This window comes from Nocardia nova (assembly GCF_002933465.1).
Classification (GTDB): Bacteria; Actinomycetota; Actinomycetes; order Mycobacteriales; family Mycobacteriaceae; genus Nocardia; species Nocardia nova_B.
Window position 1 is genome coordinate 166464 of record NZ_PSZE01000002.1, and the last position, 16692, is coordinate 183155.

Sequence of the window (16692 nt, forward strand, 5' to 3'; positions counted from 1 at the left end):
TCCAGGCGACATTGTCAAGAACGAACGTTCTTTTTATGATGCGGTGATGCCGCGACTGACCGAACAGCGTCGCACCGCCCGGCGCGACCAGCTCATCGCCGCCGCCGTGCGCTGTGTGGCCCGCGAGGGGTTCCACAAGACGACGATGTCCGCGGTGATCGCCGAATCGGGGATGTCGGCCGGGGCGGTCTATGGCTACTTCAAATCCAAGAACGACATCATCCGCGCGATCGCCGATTCGGTCCTCGGCCGGATGACCGCGAATCTGGCGCGGCTCACCGAGGGGGCGACGCCGGTGGCGCCGATCGATGCGCTGGAGTCGATTCTCGGGCAGCTAGCGGACCTGGCTCGCGACGGTGATATTCCGCGCGTCGCGGTGCAGGCGTGGGCGGAGGCCGGGCGGGACGAGGTGGTGGCCGGGATCGTCCGGGAACGCCTGGCGCAGGTCCGGAGCGCCTGGCGGGAGTTGCTCCGGCGCGCCCGTGAGGACGGATTGCTCTCCGCCGCAGCCGATATCGACGCGCTCGCCCAGGTCATGCTCGGCGCGATGATGGGTTTTCTGCAGCAGTACCTGCTGATGGGAGACGTCCGCCCAGATGTCTACGCTGCCGCCTATCGTAGTCTGGCGGGCGCTCGAGAGTAGGTGAACGATCGCGAGATTCGTCGCGGGCTCGCGGTATGCCATGGGTGGAATGTGGGAGGTGCTGCGCCGCAGGGGTTTCGGCTCAGGCGGGGCGTCGGCCGGTGCCATCGGGCAGCCAGGAGTTGCCCGGCCGATTCCATCCGCGGTCACGGATCATCCGGCGTGCGGCGCGGTGATTGCGGCCGATGAGCCGATGGAGATACAACCGTCCTGCCAAGTGGTCGGTCTCGTGTTGCAGGCAGCGGGCAAGGTAGCCGGTGCCTTCGATCGTGACCGGCTCGCCGTGTACATCGACGCCGGTGACCTTCGCCCAGTGGGCACGCCCGGTGGGGAACCATTCGCCTGGAACCGACAGGCAGCCCTCCAGGTCGTCTTCGGGATCGGGCATCGTTTCGGGAATCTCCGACGTCTCGAGCACCGGATTCACCACGTGACCGCGGTGGCGCACACCCTGATCGGTGAGGTCGTAGACGAAGACCGCCCGTGGATCGCCGACCTGATTGGCCGCGACCGCCGCCCCGCGCGCCGCGGCATTGGTATCGAACAGATCATCGACGAACGCCGCCAGCTCGGCATCGAATGTGGTGACCGGCACGGCGGGAGCGGCCAGGCGGGGATCGCCGGCGATGAGGATCGGTCGAATAGCCATATCGGAGAGAGTACTCAAATACGAGTAGTCGTGCGAGACTTGTCCGGTGAACGAAACCCGGCTCTTCGTCCTGGCTGCTCTCGCGAAACGCGGCCCGATGCACGGACATCAGCTGCGCCGCGACGCGCGCCTGGACCGCGCGGACCTGTGGTCGCGAGTGAAACCGGGCTCGCTCTACGGCGCACTGCATCGCATGCAGGACGAGGGACTGATCCGGCCGCTGCGCACCGAACAACCCGGCGGTCTGCCCGCGCGCACGATCTACGAGATCACCGACGAGGGACGCCGCGAGTTGCGCGCCCTGCGCGACGAGGCGTTCACCGAGGTCGATATCCGGCCGGATCCGGTGGATCTGGCGCTCGCCGTGGGCGCCGACCTCGACCGTGAGGTGTTGCGGGGGTACCTGCAGGACCGGATCGCCGCCCTGCGTGCCCGCGAATCGGCGATGGACCACCAGCTCGAACGGCGCTGGCCCGATCAGACCCGTGCCGACGACCTGATCGTGGAACACGCCAGGATGCGGCTGGGCGCCGAGATCGCCTGGCACGAGCAGGTTCTCGCTGATCTCGACAAGCTTGACGAACGTCCCTGATCGGAACGGGTGACGGTTACCGCCGAGGCTCGACCCACAGCGCTTCGGACAGGACGCACAGATCGCCCTTCGGTGTCGGAATGGCCACGCCGACAGTGTGTTTGCACCCCGAGGCGGCGATCGGCCAGGACCACATCAGGTGCTTCTCCCCGGCGCGAACCGGTTCGATGCGACGGGTGGTGAGGACGACCGTGTGGCGGGAGGTCGCCGAGCCGGCGGACACGGCAGTGGTGCGCCCTCGTCGCCGGAATCGGCCTAGGGTAGTGGTTGCGCGCCACGTTGGTTCAGCATCAGCGCCATCAACCCGGTCTCCTGGCTCTGGGCGACGAGCATGGCCCGGGCCTGCTCCTTCACCGGGCCGGAGGCGATCCGCTGGTCGGCGGCGCGCGCCATCGCGATGCCACCCTGGTGATGGCGGTACATCAGTTGCAGGAAAAGGACTTCCGCATCGCGCCCGCGGGCGGTCGAGAGCCGGTCCAGCTCGGCCGTGCTCGCCGTTCCCGGCATCGTGGCCACCGGCGCGGTTGTGGCGGGCCCGCTCGCCGCATGATCGTGGGCGGCAACCGTGTCCGCCTGCATCCATGCCATCGGATGGTCCGACATCGGTGCGGCGTTCGCCAGGCGCAGCCATCCGAGCATCGTGCCGATCTCCGCCCGCTGCGACTGGTCGATCTGCTGTGCCAGCCGCAGCACCTGCGGATCGACCGCCGGGTCCAGACACTGCACCATCTGGATCGCCTGCTGATGGTGAGCCGTCATATCCTGGGTGAATCCGATGTCGGTGGCGTCGAGAACCGGTGCGGCGGTGTGCTTCTCGGGCAGTACTACCGGCCGCAGCGCGGCGCCGATCACCAGCAGGATCACCGCCGCTGCCGCATAGGAGCCCCAGCGCGGCCATCGCGACATCTAGGAACCCACGATCGAATGCTGGTCGGCCGGTGGTGAATACACGTCGTTGTCCAGCTGCAACACCATGAATCCGTTGTCGTTGCAGGAGGTCCACAGCTGGCTGCCGTGCCATTCCGGGGGCGCGAAACACCAGTCGGAGGACACGTCACCGAAGGCCAGCATCCCGGTGCGCGGTGACAGGGCCTGGGCCGGATCGAATTTCCCGTCCAGAATGGCACGCGCCACCGAAAATCCTTCCAGCGCCGGTGGTCCGATCAGCGAACCCAGTGCGTGCGGCGAGTTCCACAGTTGCAGATTCTGTCCGGTGCGGGCGGGCGGATTGAAGTAGGCGATCTCGTGTATCTGGAACGGATCGCGCACATCGAACACCCGGATGCCGGACGATTCCCACCCGCAGGCCAGCGCCGTCGGATTCTCGGGACGGTCGGCCGCGCAGTAGTGCGGATCGTAGGAGAACACCGAACCGCCCATCGAGGAGGCGAGCATGCTGTCCTGATTCTCCGGGAGATCGATCCGCAACTTGATCTTCTCGACGACCTTGGGGTTGTTCTCATCGGAGATGTCGACCAGTTTCACCCCGCCGGCTCCCGCCTCGTCCACGGTGAACAGATACGGTGTGCCGTCGTAGCTCACCGGCACACTGTGCTGGGTCGCCCAGCCGTCGGTCCAGAACACCCGGCCGATATGGTTGACCTGCGGATTCGGATCGCGACGCTGAATCGCGCTGATATCGAGCACCGTGAATCCGCCCAGTGCCGACAGATACATGCGGTTGCCGTCGGCACTGATGCCGAAGCCGTGCGCCTCGATGCCGGTGAGCCCCCGCCAGATCACGCGCGGATTCGCCGGATCGGTGAGGTCGACCGCGCTGACGAAGCCGGGCGCGATGCCCGAGGCCCAATAGGTTCGGCCGTCGGGGGAGAAGCCGCCCTCGTGGGTGGTGATGGGCAGGGGCATGGCCAGATCGGTACCCGGCCCCGGATTGAGCAGTCGCGGATGCGCGCAGTCGGAGATGTCGTAGACCGACAGGTAGCCCGTGCCCTCCAGGAACGGAACTCCGGTGCCCACCAGTAGTTTCCGTGCGGTGTTGACCTCCGCGTCATTGCGGGACCCCCACCTTCCACAGTGAAACGGGTTACGCGTCCCCGCACGCGGAGGTAGTCGGTACCGCCGGTTGCGGGCAATGCATCGAAACGGTAACCCACCCACCTTCTCATCGGGTCTGTTTTCGGGGAAAGCCGTCCGGGGCCGCCGAGCTATTGCGCCACAGCAACACGTGAGACAAACTCTGCGAATGGGAATGAAACACGTTGCAGTCATGTCGGGTGCGGTGGCTGCCGCGTTGAACGCCGGAGCGGGAATGGCTGCGGCAGCACCGAATCCGGTCGAAGCCGGCTTGAAGACCGGCTATTCGGGTCCGCAATTGACGCAGGAACTGAATCACGGCGTCGAGTATTCGGTGATTCAGGACATTCGCGATCTTCGGATGACCGAATGCGGTGATGTGGTGACCGCGCGCTATCTGCTCGACTCCGGTGTCGGCGGGGTGGGGTTGATGACCGTCGACATCACCGAAACCTTCGTCATTCCCGACGGCAACATCCACACCATCGACCCGGTGGTGTAACCGCGCGCCGCGTGGGATCGGAAAGCAACCGGAAAACCGGAGAGCGAGGAAAAGGTATGTCCGACAAGGGTGATCCGCGCGTGGTCGTGCTGCGACTGTGGGCGGCGCTGGCCCAACGCGACTGGGACACGGTGGCCGCATCGCTCACCGAGGACTGTATCTACCTCGACGTGCCGACCGGTCCCACGCTGGCCGCGAAAGGGCCGGCCGACACCGTCAAACGCCTGCGCATCGGACTGGCCGGGCTGTCCGAATACACCAATCACGACGGATTGCTGGTCGCCGACGGCCCGGACGTGATCTACGAACACTCCGAAACCTGGGTGTGGCCCACGGGCGAGCGTGCCGAGCTGCCGTTCGTCTCCGTGCACCGGGTCCGCGACGGGCGCGTCTCGCTGTGGAAGGACTACTGGAACTTCGAAACCCTCGCCTCGGCGGCGCCGCCCACCTGGCTGGCGGATTTCGCGGCGGCGGATATGTCGTGGATCTACGACGCCACGGCGGAATTGAGTATCCGCCGCGCGAGCTGAGCCGCTCGGCGCCGTTCGGTCAGGAGGGCCCGAGCAGTGCCCGGCACCGCCCGAGCAGCTCGGTGCGCAACGGCTCCGCCCGCCGGGCCAGTTCGGACTGCGCACGCACGTATTCGGCACGGCCGCCAGGGGTTTCGATGGCGATCGGCCGGTAGCCGTAGTCGGTGAGGTCGTACGGGCTGGCGCGCATATCGATGTCGCGGGCGGCGCAGGCCAGGGCGAAGCAGTCCAGCAGCAGATCCGAATCGATCAGCGGGACCAGCTTGAACGCCCACTTGTACAAATCCATGCCCGCGTGCAGGCAGCCGGGCTGTTCCCGGCGGATCTGGTCGTCGCGGGTGAGTTGTTCGATATTGCGTGGCGCCGCCTCGGGGGTGAAGAAGCGGAAGGCGTCGAAGTGCGTGCAGCGCAACGACATCGAATCGACCACGGCGTCGGTTCCGGCTCGTCCGAGCCGCAGGGGGACCTGCCGGTGGCGCACGTCCGCGCTGCGGTAGACCATCGCCCACTCGTGTAATCCGAAGCAGGACAGTTGCGCCGGCCGTGCGGCGGTGGCCGCCAGCAGGGCCGCGACGAATTCCACGGTGCCGCGGCGGCGGTCGAGAAAGGCCGGGTCGGCGGTATGGGCCGGACCGCCGGCCGTCTCGACCCGGTGATAGCCGCGGCGCTGCGCGTACTCCTCGGCATCGGCCAGAGCCACGCCGAAACCCGGATGCCAGCGGCGCAACTGGGCCGGTTTGTGCCCGTAGTAGGTGAACAGGAAATCGATCACCGGATGTTTGCGGCCGTCGGCGCGTTGCCGCAGATACGGGCCGACCATATCGTCGACCCGGTCCCGATGTGCCTGCGCCCGGTCCCGCCATTGCGCCGGCGGCAGGATCCGAAGCCCCTGCGTCGCAGCCGGTATCGCGTCCACGGTCATTCCGCCACCCGGTGGGTGGCATCGCGCACGGTGCCCACGAACTCTTCCACCAGATCCTCGAGCGCGACGATGCCGACGGTATTGCCGCGGGTGTCGATGACCCGGCCCAGATGGCTGTTGGTGCGGCGCAACCTGGCCAGCGCCTCGTAGAGCGTGGTGCCCATGCTCAGCGTCGGCAGTGGACGGATATCGGTGCGCGGGATCGGTGTCGACGGCCCGGCCGAATCGTCGGCCACCTTGTCCAACACGTCCTTGACGTGCAGATAGCCGACCAGGGAGCCGTCGCCGGCGCGCACCGGATAGCGGGAGAAGCCGGTTTCGGCGACCGCGGATTCGATATCGCCCAGGGTGGTGCCGTCACCGCGCAGCGGCACACAGCGCGTCTTGGCCAGCGGCACCATCACATCGGCGACGATGCGGTCGGTGGTGCCCAGCGCCTGGGTGAGGCGACGATGCTCGTCCTCGTCGAGGAGACCTTCCGAGCGGGATTCGCCGATCATCTCCGCCAGCTCCACCGACGACACGGTCGCGTCGAGTTCGTCCTTGGGCTCGATGCGCAGCGCGCGCAGGGTGAGATTGGCCGCCAGGTTGTACAGGCCGATCAGGGGGCGGGCCAGGCGCAACCACCACAACATGATCGGAACCAGCAGCAGCGCCACCCGCTCCGGCCCGGCCAGGGCGATGTTCTTCGGGATCATCTCGCCCATCAGCATGTGCAGAATCACCACGAGGCCCAGGGCCAGCGCGAATGCCACCGGATGCAGCAGCTGATCCGGCACGCCGACCAGATCGAAGGGGCGCTCGAGCAGATGGGCGATCGCCGGTTCGCCGATGCGGCCCAGCAGCAGCGAACAGATGGTGATGCCCAGCTGGGCGGCGGCCAGCATCATCGACAGATGCTCGGCCGCGCCGATCACCGTGCCGGCTCCCCGTTTACCTTGGGCGGCAAGGGTTTCCAGCCGGTCACGACGGGCGGAGATGAGCGCGAACTCCGCGCCGACGAAGAAGGCGTTGGCGCCGAGCAGGACGACGGTCAGCAACAGTCCGAACAGATCACCCATGGCTGAGCTCCCAGGTCGTCACCGCATCGGCGTCCACCGGCTGCAGCAGCACTCGGTCGATGCGTCGTCCGTCCATTCGTTCCACCCGCGCCAGCCAGCCGCCGTGGGTGTGCGGCTGCATCGCGTGCCCGTTGGTGGCGCTCGGGGTGGGCAGCAGCGCCTCGTCGCCGGCCACCGGAATCCGGCCCAGAGTGGTCAGCACCAGTCCGCCGAGGGTGTCGTATTCGCCCTCGGGCGCGTCGTAGCCGGTGGCCCGGGACACCTCGTCGATGCGCAGCAGCCCGGAACAGTTCCAGCCCAGGGCGGTGCGGCGCACGTCGAGCTCCTCCTCGTCGTGCTCGTCGCGGACGTCGCCGAGGATCTCCTCGATGATGTCCTCCATGGTCACCAGGCCCGCGGTGCCACCGTATTCGTCGACGACCAGCGCGAGTTGCATCCCGTCGGCGCGCACTCGTTCCAGCACGGTGTCGCCGTCGAGGCTGGCCGGCACGATCGGCACCGGCCGCGCGATCGAGGACAGCGCGATGGTGCCGCGCTGCCCGACCGGATACAGGAATGTCTGTTTGACGTGCACGATGCCCAGGGTGTTGTCCAGATCGCCGTCGATGACCGGGAAACGAGACAGTCCGGTGCGGCCGGCGGCGGCGATGAGGTCGGTGATGGTGTCGTTCTGATCCAGCGTCTCGATCTTGACCCGCGGCGTCATCAGATCCTCGGCGCTGCGCTCACCGAACAGCAGCGAGCGGTCCACCACGAGGGCGGTGCGCTGATCGAGCGAGCCTCGCATCGCGGAGGTGCGCACCAGTGAGCCCAGCTCCTGCGGCGAGCGTGCCGACCGCAGTTCCTCGGCCGGTTCGATGCCCAGCCGGCGCACCGCCCAGTTCGCGGCGCCGTTGAGCAGTTTGATCAGCCAGGAGAAGACCGTGGTGAACACGATCATCGGACCGGCCGTCCAACGCGCGGTGGTCAGCGGTTTGGCGATCGCGATGTTCTTGGGGACCAACTCGCCGTAGGTCATCGACAGCGAGGTCGCCAGCACCAGCGCGATGATCAGCGAAACAGCCTGTGCGGTGCCGGGGCTCGCGCCGAGGGCGGTGCAGATCGGCTCGATGAGCCGAGCCAGCACGGGTTCGGCGATGTAACCGGTGACCAGGGTGGTGATGGTGATGCCGAGCTGGGAGCCTGACAGCTGGAACGACAGGGTGCGGTGGGCGTGGCGAACCTGGCGCGCACGACGGTCACCCTCGCGGGCGTGCGCCTCGACGGTGCTGCGCTCGAGTGCGGTGAGCGAGAATTCGGCAGCGACGAAGATCGCCGTGCCCGCCGTGAGCGCGATGAATCCCAGCAGGCTGACGATGGTGAGCACTACGGACACGATCGGCACCGCCCACCGGGTAACGGAGGATCTGCGGAGACGGAGGCGCCGGGTTGGTCACCCGGCTCGGTAGAGGAGCCCTCCTGTGTGGCGCCCTCGGACGCGGGTGACAACTGGTTCCTTTCGCAAGTGGACGAGCCGAACAAAACGCAATGCCGGTCGGCCGAGGCGAGCTCGGCCGGTCGGCACAGCCTATGTTACCGGCATGCGCGCCGCTGCCGAGCGCCGCGGCGCGCCGGGGTGCACTCGAGCCCCGGCCGCTTCTCGGTCGCGTGCGGTCTGGACGGGACGCGTGGGGCTGCCCGGCGAATGGGCTGCGCCGCGCGGTAACGCGCGACACAGCCGACCTCGGATGCCGGACGTCAGCGGTTCACCAGCCCGAAGGCAGGGGGCGGCCCTCGGCGAAGCCGGCGGCCGACTGCACGCCGAGCACCGCCTTCTCGTGCAGTTCGGCGAGGGTGCGGGCCCCGGCGTAGGTGCAGGCGCTGCGCACACCCGAGCAGATGTGGTCGATGAGGTCCTCGACCCCGGGACGTTCCGGGTCCAGTCGCATCCGTGAGGAGGAGATGCCCTCTTCGAACAGCGCCTTGCGTGCGCGATCGAATCCGCTGTCGGCGGCGGTGCGGGCGGCCACGGCGCGTTTGGAGGCCATGCCGAAGCTCTCCTTGTAGGCGTTGCCGTCGCGGTCGACGCGCAGATCGCCGGGCGATTCGTAGGTACCGGCGAACCAGGAGCCGATCATCACATTCGACGCGCCCGCGGCCAGCGCCAGCGCGACGTCACGCGGGTGGCGGACCCCGCCGTCCGCCCAGATGTGCACGCCGAGATCCTTTGCGGCCGTGGCACATTCGGCGACCGCGGAGAACTGCGGGCGGCCGACGCCGGTCATCATGCGGGTGGTGCACATGGCGCCCGGCCCCACGCCGACCTTGACGATGTCGGCCCCGGCCTCGGCCAGATCGCGGGTTCCGGCCGCAGAGACCACATTGCCCGCCACCAGCGGCACGCCCAGTTTCAGCTCCGCGACCGCGCGCAGGGCCTCGAGCATCTTCTCCTGGTGACCGTGGGCGGTATCGATGACGAGGACGTCTGCTCCGGCGTCGACCAGAGCCTTCGCCTTGCCCGGGATATCGCCGTTCACACCGACCGCGGCCGCGATGCGCAACGTGCCGTTCCGGTCCACGGCCGGGGTGTAGATGCCGTCGCGAACCGCGCCGGTGCGGGTCATGACACCGGCCAGGGTGCCGTCGTCGTGAACCAGCACCGCGAGGTTCGCGTGCGCCGCCTCGAGCAGGCCGAAGATCTCGCGTGGGGAGGTGGTCGCGGCGGCGCTGACGAAATCGGCGTCGGCGACCGTGCGCAGCCGCGCGAACCGATCCACATCGGCACAGGCGGATTCGGTGACGACGCCGACCGGCTTGTCGTTCTCGACGATGACCACGGCGCGATGGGCGCGCTTGTGGATCAGGGCCAGCGCGTCCGACACCGAATGATCCGGACCGAGGGTGACGGGGGTGTCGGCGGTGAGCGAACGACTCTTGACGAAGGAGATGGTGTCGGAGGCCGCGCTGAGCGGCAGATCCTGCGGCAGTACCACGATGCCGCCGCGGCGCGCGACTGTTTCGGCCATGCGGCGTCCGGCGACCGCGGTCATGTTCGCGACCACGATGGGGATGGTGGTGCCGGTTCCATCGCTGGTGGACAGGTCCACATCGAACCGCGACGACACATCGGTGCGATTGGGGACGAGGAACAGATCGTCGTAGGTGAGGTCGTACGGCGGCGTGTGTCCTGGAAGAAACTGCACTCCGGCCATTGTAGGGGAATCGATCATGGCAGGGTGGGTGCGAGAGGACCGTCGAGAAAGGATCGCCCATGCCACGGATCGCGACCGCCACGGAGGTCGACCGGACCGAACTGCTCGACTTCGCCCGGCAGCGTCACCGTGGTGTCCTGGTCACCACCCGCGCCGACGGCACCCCGCAGATGTCGCCGGTGACCTGCGGCGTCGACGAGGCGGGCCGGATCGTGATCTCCACCTATCCCGGCCGGGCCAAGACCCGCAACGCGCGTCGCGACGCGCAGGTGTCGATCTGTGTGCTGTCCGACGACTGGGACGGGCCGTACGTCCAGATCGACGGGCGTGCCGAGGTGCTCGACATGCCGGAAGCGCTGGAGGGACTGGTGGACTACTACCGCTGTATCGCGGGCGAGCATCCGGATTGGGAGGACTATCGCGCGGCGATGGCGCGGCAGAACAAATCGTTGATCCGCATCGAGGTCGAACGGTGGGGGCCGGTCGCTACCGGCGGATTCCCGCCGTCTCGGGATTAGATGGCGCCGGGGCGGTCACGGCGGAGCAGTCGGCGCCACCACCGCGGGCGGCCGCCTCGATATCGCGTGGAAGTGGTTGCGGGAGAGCTCTTTCCGCTGCCGGAGGCGGTTCGTTGCCGGGTGCGCCGGTCGGCCCGCCAGCGCGCGACGACCTCGTCGGCTCGCGCGGGGGCGAGGCGGACGTGCGGTCCGTGCGGCATCCGGATCCATTCCACGATGCGGATGTTGAGATCGGACACGTAGGCGCGGACCTCGGCCTCGGAATCCATTTCCGCGACCCGCTCGGGCAATCGCTCCAGATCGCGGCGCAGCACCAAGGAGGTCGGCAGCAGCGCCTCGCCGCCCACACCTTCGCGACGCAGGTAGTTGTCCAGCCACCAGTTCTCGTCGTAGGGCTCGCCCACGCCGGGCAGGGGTTTGCCGGTTCCCGCCAGATTGTCGAATTCGCCGCGTTCGGTCGCCTCGCGGATCTGCTTGTCGATCCAGGATTCGAAACCCATGCCTGCCGGTTTGCGTTCGGTCATGTGCGCCTCCCCGCGTCGTCGGAGTGCTTACTCGATCGTAACGTGTTGGGACATAACGGACATCGAAGGGTGTGGGTGCGGCGGTACGCTGGCAGCCACCACCGGCGGTGAGGGTGGACAGGACACCGATCCGGAGGAGAGCCGGTGACGCCGATCCGGAGGAGACCGATAATGCGGTATCAGCAGACCCTCCACGGCCGGACCTACGTCTTCGACGGGCTGGTCGACCTGCTGGCGAAGGCGACACCGCTGCGCAGCGGTGACGAACTGGCCGGGTGCGCGGCGAGTTCGGACGCGGAGCGCGCCGCGGCGCAATGGGCGCTGGCCGAGGTGCCGCTGGGCGAATTCCTGAACGATCCGGTGGTGCCCTACGAGACCGACGAGGTCACCCGGCTGATCCTCGACACCCATGATCGCGCCGCCTTCGCGCCGATCGCGCCGCTGTCCGTCGGCGGGCTGCGGGACTGGCTGCTCGCGGTGGCCGCCGGATCGGAGCCGGATCCACCGGCAGCGGTATTGCGTTCCGTGGCACCGGGTTTGACGCCGGAGATGGTCGCGGCGGTGAGCAAACTGATGCGCAATCAGGATCTGATCGCCGTCGCGCGGGCCGCCGAGGTGCGCTCCGGTTTCCGAACCACCATCGGACTGCCGGGCCGGCTGGCCACCCGGTTGCAGCCGAATCACCCCACCGACGATCCGCGCGGTATCGCCGCGGCGGTGCTCGACGGGTTGCTGCTCGGCTGCGGCGATGCGGTGATCGGCGTGAATCCGGCCACCGACTCGCCGCGGGCCGCCGCCGAGCTGCTGGCGCTGCTCGACGAGGTGCGGACCCGATTCGACATTCCGGTCCAGTCCTGCGTGCTCGCCCATGTGACCACCACGCTGGGGTTGATCGAGGCGGGGGCGCCGGTGGATCTGGTCTTTCAGTCGGTCGCCGGCACGGAAGCGGCGAATGCGAGCTTCGGGGTGAACCTGTCGCTGCTGCGCGAGGCCAACGAGGCCGGACGATCGTTGGGGCGCGGCACCGTCGGGGACAACGTGATGTATCTGGAAACCGGGCAGGGTTCGGCGCTGTCGGCGGGCGCGCATCTCGGTGCCGGCGGCAGACCCGTCGATCAGCAGACGCTCGAGGCGCGGGCGTACGCGGTCGCGCGTGAGCTGGAGCCGTTGCTGGTCAACACCGTAGTCGGGTTCATCGGGCCGGAATATCTGTACGACGGTAAACAGATCGTCCGGGCCGGACTGGAGGATCACTTCTGCGGCAAACTGCTCGGCCTGCCGATGGGCGTCGATGTCTGCTACACCAACCACGCCGAGGCCGATCAGGACGATATGGACACCCTGCTGACGCTGCTGGGCGCGGCCGGTGTCGCGTTCGTGATCGCGGTGCCGGGCGCAGACGACGTGATGCTCGGCTACCAGAGCCTGAGTTTCCACGACGCCCTGTACGTGCGCCGGCTGCTGGGCCTGGCGCCCGCGCCGGAGTTCGAGCAGTGGCTGGCGCGGCTGGGCATGCTGGACGCAGCGGGCGGTATCGCCGCGGTGGAACCGCTGGCCTCGCCCTTGCGGGAATTGGCGGGACCGCGATGAGCGAGGGGAGTGGTGCGGGGGGTGAGGCGAACAGGGCCGGAGCGACTGCGGAGCGAGGGGAGGCGAGTCGTTCACGCGCGAGCTCGGTGCCGGCGGCGGAGTCGAGTGTGAGCGCTACCGGTACGAATCCGGCCGGAGTCGGACAGCCGCGCGATGCGGGGCGATCAGGTGCGGACAGCGAGTTGTTCTGGCGGGAATTGCGTGGTGTGACGCAGGCGCGGATCGGGCTCGGGCGGACCGGTGACGCGCTGCCCACCGCGCGCGTACTGGAATTCCGGGCCGCGCATGCGGCGGCCCGCGACGCGGTGCACACCTGCGTGGACGTAGACGCGCTGTGCGAACGGGTCGCCGCGCTGGACATCGGGACGCCGATCCGGGTACGCAGCCGGGCGCGAGACCGCGCGGAGTATTTGCGCCGGCCCGATCTCGGACGGGAACCCGAGGACTCGTCGGTGATAGGAACGGCTCTGTCGCCCAGCGCTTTCGATGTGGGATTCGTTCTGGCCGACGGTTTGTCTCCGCGTGCGCTCGCGACACACGGGCCGGATCTGCTCGCTGCCCTGGTCGACGAACTCGCTCCGCGCTACGCGCTGGCCCCGCCGGTGATCGCGACCCAGGCGCGGGTGGCGATCGGCGACCATCTCGGTGCCGCACTCGGCGTGCGCACCGTGCTGGTGCTTATCGGCGAACGCCCCGGCCTGTCGGTGGCCGACAGCCTGGGCATCTACCTCACCCACTGCCCTCGACCGGGCCGCACCGACGCCGAGCGCAACTGCGTGTCGAATATTCACCCGCCCGAGGGCCTGGGGTATCGACAGGCCGCCGCCGTCGTCGCGGGTCTGGTCGCGGGTGCGCGTGCACTGGGACGATCCGGCGTAGACCTGAAGGATGGTTCTGGCACCGACGCGGTGAAATCCACTGTGGTGGAAGGTATTCTGGCGGAGGGCTGATGCCGAAATGGCGCTGCACGGTCGAGAGCGTGCTATACCCAACGGCGCGGTATGAGCCGAACCGTACCCGTCTGGCAGGTTCGTGCGGGTGCGGGTGCGGGGACGAGGTGCGTGGTCGGTGGTGGTGGCACGGTAGGCCGAATCAACGGTTCGCAGTCGGAGACTGGACCTGACATCGGTGGCCGGCACGCCCGTTGCCGCGTCGACGGGGTGGGTTGTCCCGGTAGGTGATTCAGTTGGCGCGGCGCTTGCGGGAGTGTGGCGGCCGGGTATTTCGCCAGGGCCTTGCGGGCGTGTCGGCTTCCTGCGTGTCGACCGTCCGAGGCGGGGCGGCGGACGGATCCGGGACCGGGCGTGCGGTTGGCGTGCGGGCCCCGGCCAAGGCGGCGAGCCGGGGGTCGCCGGGTCGGATGCGCACGTGCTCGAATACCACTGCGGCGTCGCGGAGCACGGTGTCCGCGCCCGCATCGGTGCCGATCGTGACGACGGTGCCGCTCGCGCCCGCGCGGCCCGTGCGGCCCGAGCGGTGCAGATAGTCCTTGGCATCGGCGGCGGGATCGACGTGCACCACCAGCGTGACGTCGTCGACGTGGATACCGCGCGCGGCCACGTCGGTGGCGACGAGTACCGGTGCCGCGCCGGAAGAGAACGCGGCCAGGGTGCGCGTGCGCTGCGCTTGGCTCAGCCCGCCGTGCAACGCGACGGCGCCGACACCCCCTTCCCGCAGCCGCCTCGCGAGTTTGTCCGCACCGTACTGGGTGCGCACGAACATCAGGGTGCGCCCGTCTCGCGCCGCGATCTCCGCGACTACTGCGCGCTTATCGGACGCTCGCATCTGGAGAAGGTAGTGGGCGACCTTCGCCGTGCCTGACGGTGATGCGGGCTCGGCTGCTGCGGCGCGGCGCCCGGTGTGCGTGCCGGTGTCGCTGGACGCGGTCTCAACCAGGCCCGCGCCGTGGCCGGCCTGCTCGCCGGGGGCGACGGGGGCGACGGGGGCGAGTTCGGGTTCTCCCGAGCGGGGCTCGGCGTGCCCGGCGGAAGATGGCCGCATTCCCGCGGTGGTCGTGACGTCGTGATGGACCGGGTCGTCGAGGTAGGTGTGCACCAGGGTGTCGACGGCGGCATCCAACGTCGCGGAGAAGAGTAGGTGCTGAGTGTCGGCCGGTAGGCGGTCGAGGACCGCGCGGATCTGGTCGACGAAGCCCAGTTCGGCCATGTGGTCGGCCTCGTCGATCGCGACTACGCGCACCGCGTCCAGGCCGACCTTGTCCTGGTCGATGAGGTCGGCGAGCCGACCGGGGGTCGCGACCAGCAGGTCCACGCCGCGGCTCAGGCGATCGGCTTGCCGTTTGATCGGCATACCGCCGACGGCTGTCGCCATCCGCAGGCCCAGCGCCAGCGCCGCCTCGTCGAGGGCCGCCTCGATCTGCAGGGCCAACTCGCGGGTGGGAGCGAGGACGAGCGCCCGAGGGCGGCGCGGTGCGGACGCACCGCGCCGCAGCCGGACCAGCATCGGCAGACCGAAGGCCAGCGTCTTGCCGGAACCGGTGGCCGCGCGCCCGAGTACATCGCGACCGGCGAGCACGTCCGGAATCGCCGCTGCCTGGATGGGAAATGCGGTCTCGAGGCGGTTGCGCCGCAATGCCTGCACCAGTTCGACCGGCAGGCCGAGTTCGGCGAATCCGGGCCCTGCGGCCGGACCGCGAGAAACCTCGTCACCCGGCGATGAGGTCGAGGGTTCGAAGACGCGCCCGGCACGGCGACGGTCCTTCGGTGCCCGGTCTCCGGCATCCGGTGCGCGGTCCGATCGTCCCGTGCGCTCGCCCGTCGGCCGGCCGGACCCGGCCCGCCCGGAACCTTCCGAGGAGCGCGCGCCCCGAGGGCCGCCGCGTCCGAAAGGGTTGTCCCCGTAGTTGTTCGCATGCCGGCCGCGAGATGCCGGGGAACGCCGCCGCTCAGGCACTCAGCAACCGGTTCAATTCGACCAGCCACGGAATCGCCACCGCGAGGGTCGGCACCACCAGGATCGCGGCGGCCGTCACGTAGGCCGCGGTCGCGATGCGCAGATCGCCGAGCGGACCGGTCAGTCGCTGGATGCGGATGAGTGTGGTAGGCCCGCCCGCGGCCATGGCGCCCTGCGGGGCGGTGGAATTCGAGCACGTCACCAGGGCGCGGGCCAGCGGGGTGGGGCCGGTGACCTTGACGGCGGAATCGTCGGCGAGCAGTTCGATCAGCAGTTTCACCGAATCCAGCGCGGATTTGCTGCGTACCACCCGCGGGAATGCCTCGTGCGCGGCGGTGAACGCCTCCAGCACCAGGTCGTGGCGTGCACGCAGATGCGAACGCTCATGGCTGACGATCGCGGTCAGTTCGGATTTCGACAGGTTCGCGAACGTTCCCTGGCTGAGCACCACGCGCTGCCGCAGACCGGGCAGGCAATAGGCGATGGGCTCGGCGGCGGCGAGGACACGAATATCCGCGGCACGGGTACCGGCCAGCGGCGAGGCCGCGATCAGATCGCCGTGGCTGAGGTCGCCGCCCTGGTCGAGCAGGTCGACCAGCATCCGGTGCCGGGCCCGACGGCGGCGGGTATGCACGCCGACCCGGATCGAGGCGTAGATCAGGCGCGCGCCGACCAGCAGGGTCAGCGCCAAGACGACGACGTAGATCAGCCAGAGCCCCAGACCGAGCGCGTCGATCTCCTTGGTCGGGGAGGTGGTGGGGCGGCCGTCGGGACCCGGGACCAGCAGCAGACTGGCGATCGCCAGCCCGGATCCGAAGGCCGACAACACCGCTGCCAGCGCGACCGCCTGCCACAACACGAGCGCCGCGCGGGGAGTCCGGTACGGCCAGGTGGCTCGGCCGAGCAGAGCCGGGACCGGTCCCGCGAGAAGCAAGGCGAGACCGGCGAAGACCGGCGCTGTTGCGTTCATACTCAGCTCACTGCGTTGTGGGGCCATGGGCCCGAGATCGCGGCGCCGGAGAG

At 68.9% G+C, this 16692-nt stretch carries 16 protein-coding genes and 1 pseudogene; 7 read left to right on the top strand and 10 right to left on the bottom strand.

Annotated features, from left to right (window positions below; all coding sequences use genetic code 11):
* Positions 1–46 precede the first annotated feature (46 nt).
* Positions 47–643 (top strand): TetR/AcrR family transcriptional regulator, encoded by a 597-nt coding sequence (locus C5E41_RS03180; protein WP_104374329.1) that lies wholly within the window; start codon positions 47–49, stop codon positions 641–643.
* An 82-nt stretch (positions 644–725) separates the two neighbouring features.
* Here the strand turns inward: C5E41_RS03180 and C5E41_RS03185 are convergent, their stop codons facing one another.
* Positions 726–1292 carry a peptide deformylase gene (locus C5E41_RS03185; protein WP_104374330.1) on the bottom strand — a complete coding sequence of 189 codons (567 nt, stop codon included), beginning with the start codon at positions 1290–1292 and terminating at the stop codon, positions 726–728.
* Positions 1293–1338: 46 nt separating this feature from the next.
* Here C5E41_RS03185 and C5E41_RS03190 point away from each other — a divergent pair, with 46 nt between their 5' ends.
* Positions 1339–1884: a PadR family transcriptional regulator gene (locus C5E41_RS03190; RefSeq protein WP_104374331.1), complete on the top strand. Its 546-nt coding sequence runs from the start codon at positions 1339–1341 to the stop codon at positions 1882–1884.
* Between the two features lie 255 nt (positions 1885–2139).
* Here the strand turns inward: C5E41_RS03190 and C5E41_RS03200 are convergent, their stop codons facing one another.
* Together C5E41_RS03200 and C5E41_RS03205 are read right to left on the bottom strand one after the other, a co-directional pair.
* Entirely contained in the window at positions 2140–2790 is a 651-nt protein-coding gene (locus tag C5E41_RS03200; RefSeq protein ID WP_104374333.1) for a DUF305 domain-containing protein, read from the bottom strand.
* Positions 2791–3888, bottom strand: a pseudogene (locus C5E41_RS03205) (LVIVD repeat-containing protein); the annotation flags it as partial.
* 205 nt (positions 3889–4093) lie between these two features.
* Here C5E41_RS03205 and C5E41_RS03210 point away from each other — a divergent pair.
* A complete protein-coding gene (locus tag C5E41_RS03210; RefSeq protein ID WP_258080705.1) occupies positions 4094–4420 on the top strand; it encodes a hypothetical protein in 327 nt (108 codons plus the stop codon).
* Between the two features lie 56 nt (positions 4421–4476).
* Positions 4477–4950 (top strand): nuclear transport factor 2 family protein, encoded by a 474-nt coding sequence (locus C5E41_RS03215; protein WP_104374335.1) that lies wholly within the window; start codon positions 4477–4479, stop codon positions 4948–4950.
* A 19-nt stretch (positions 4951–4969) separates the two neighbouring features.
* Here C5E41_RS03215 and C5E41_RS03220 read toward each other — a convergent pair whose 3' ends face one another.
* The 4 genes from C5E41_RS03220 to C5E41_RS03235 form a co-directional block, all read right to left on the bottom strand.
* Positions 4970–5872 carry a 3-methyladenine DNA glycosylase gene (locus tag C5E41_RS03220; protein ID WP_258080706.1) on the bottom strand — a complete coding sequence of 301 codons (903 nt, stop codon included), beginning with the start codon at positions 5870–5872 and terminating at the stop codon, positions 4970–4972.
* Positions 5869–6933: a hemolysin family protein gene (locus C5E41_RS03225; RefSeq protein WP_104374336.1), complete on the bottom strand. Its 1065-nt coding sequence runs from the start codon at positions 6931–6933 to the stop codon at positions 5869–5871. The genes C5E41_RS03220 and C5E41_RS03225 overlap by 4 nt, the downstream gene beginning before the upstream one ends.
* The gene (locus tag C5E41_RS03230) at positions 6926–8308 is read right to left on the bottom strand and encodes a hemolysin family protein (RefSeq protein ID WP_104374524.1); all 1383 of its coding nucleotides are present in this window, start codon (positions 8306–8308) and stop codon (positions 6926–6928) included. The genes C5E41_RS03225 and C5E41_RS03230 overlap by 8 nt, the downstream gene beginning before the upstream one ends.
* 370 nt (positions 8309–8678) lie before the next feature.
* A complete protein-coding gene (locus C5E41_RS03235; RefSeq protein ID WP_104374525.1) occupies positions 8679–10115 on the bottom strand; it encodes a GuaB1 family IMP dehydrogenase-related protein in 1437 nt (478 codons plus the stop codon).
* Between the two features lie 68 nt (positions 10116–10183).
* Here C5E41_RS03235 and C5E41_RS03240 point away from each other — a divergent pair, with 68 nt between their 5' ends.
* Positions 10184–10642 (top strand): PPOX class F420-dependent oxidoreductase, encoded by a 459-nt coding sequence (locus C5E41_RS03240; RefSeq protein WP_104374337.1) that lies wholly within the window; start codon positions 10184–10186, stop codon positions 10640–10642.
* Here C5E41_RS03240 and C5E41_RS03245 read toward each other — a convergent pair.
* Positions 10639–11166 (bottom strand): J-domain-containing protein, encoded by a 528-nt coding sequence (locus C5E41_RS03245; protein WP_104374338.1) that lies wholly within the window; start codon positions 11164–11166, stop codon positions 10639–10641. The genes C5E41_RS03240 and C5E41_RS03245 overlap by 4 nt on opposite strands.
* A 171-nt stretch (positions 11167–11337) precedes the next feature.
* Here C5E41_RS03245 and C5E41_RS03250 point away from each other — a divergent pair, with 171 nt between their 5' ends.
* Together C5E41_RS03250 and eutC are read left to right on the top strand one after the other, a co-directional pair.
* Positions 11338–12756, top strand: coding sequence for an ethanolamine ammonia-lyase subunit EutB (locus C5E41_RS03250; RefSeq protein WP_104374339.1), 1419 nt, complete (start codon positions 11338–11340; stop codon positions 12754–12756).
* A 182-nt stretch (positions 12757–12938) separates the two neighbouring features.
* Positions 12939–13706 carry an ethanolamine ammonia-lyase subunit EutC gene (gene eutC / locus C5E41_RS03255; RefSeq protein ID WP_258080726.1) on the top strand — a complete coding sequence of 256 codons (768 nt, stop codon included), beginning with the start codon at positions 12939–12941 and terminating at the stop codon, positions 13704–13706.
* Between the two features lie 232 nt (positions 13707–13938).
* Here the strand turns inward: eutC and C5E41_RS34770 are convergent, their stop codons facing one another.
* Together C5E41_RS34770 and C5E41_RS03265 are read right to left on the bottom strand one after the other, a co-directional pair.
* Positions 13939–15357 carry a DEAD/DEAH box helicase gene (locus tag C5E41_RS34770; RefSeq protein WP_258080707.1) on the bottom strand — a complete coding sequence of 473 codons (1419 nt, stop codon included), beginning with the start codon at positions 15355–15357 and terminating at the stop codon, positions 13939–13941.
* 304 nt (positions 15358–15661) lie between these two features.
* Positions 15662–16639, bottom strand: a complete 978-nt coding sequence (locus tag C5E41_RS03265) for a M56 family metallopeptidase (RefSeq protein ID WP_104374341.1) — start codon at positions 16637–16639, stop codon at positions 15662–15664.
* Between the last annotated feature and the right edge of the window lie 53 nt (positions 16640–16692).

Excerpts from the sequence above, each read along its gene's own strand:
- C5E41_RS03250 (WP_104374339.1), top strand. The coding sequence starts at position 11,338 with ATGCGGTATCAGCAGACCCTCCACGGCCGGACCTACGTCTTCGACGGG.
- C5E41_RS03225 (WP_104374336.1), bottom strand. The coding sequence starts at position 6,933 with ATGGGTGATCTGTTCGGACTGTTGCTGACCGTCGTCCTGCTCGGCGCC.
- C5E41_RS03265 (WP_104374341.1), bottom strand. The coding sequence starts at position 16,639 with ATGAACGCAACAGCGCCGGTCTTCGCCGGTCTCGCCTTGCTTCTCGCG.
- C5E41_RS03215 (WP_104374335.1), top strand. The coding sequence starts at position 4,477 with ATGTCCGACAAGGGTGATCCGCGCGTGGTCGTGCTGCGACTGTGGGCG.
- C5E41_RS03200 (WP_104374333.1), bottom strand. The coding sequence starts at position 2,790 with ATGTCGCGATGGCCGCGCTGGGGCTCCTATGCGGCAGCGGCGGTGATC.
- C5E41_RS03240 (WP_104374337.1), top strand. The coding sequence starts at position 10,184 with ATGCCACGGATCGCGACCGCCACGGAGGTCGACCGGACCGAACTGCTC.
- C5E41_RS03180 (WP_104374329.1), top strand. The coding sequence starts at position 47 with ATGCCGCGACTGACCGAACAGCGTCGCACCGCCCGGCGCGACCAGCTC.
- C5E41_RS03210 (WP_258080705.1), top strand. The coding sequence starts at position 4,094 with ATGAAACACGTTGCAGTCATGTCGGGTGCGGTGGCTGCCGCGTTGAAC.
- C5E41_RS03245 (WP_104374338.1), bottom strand. The coding sequence starts at position 11,166 with ATGACCGAACGCAAACCGGCAGGCATGGGTTTCGAATCCTGGATCGAC.
- C5E41_RS03185 (WP_104374330.1), bottom strand. The coding sequence starts at position 1,292 with ATGGCTATTCGACCGATCCTCATCGCCGGCGATCCCCGCCTGGCCGCT.
- C5E41_RS03220 (WP_258080706.1), bottom strand. The coding sequence starts at position 5,872 with ATGACCGTGGACGCGATACCGGCTGCGACGCAGGGGCTTCGGATCCTG.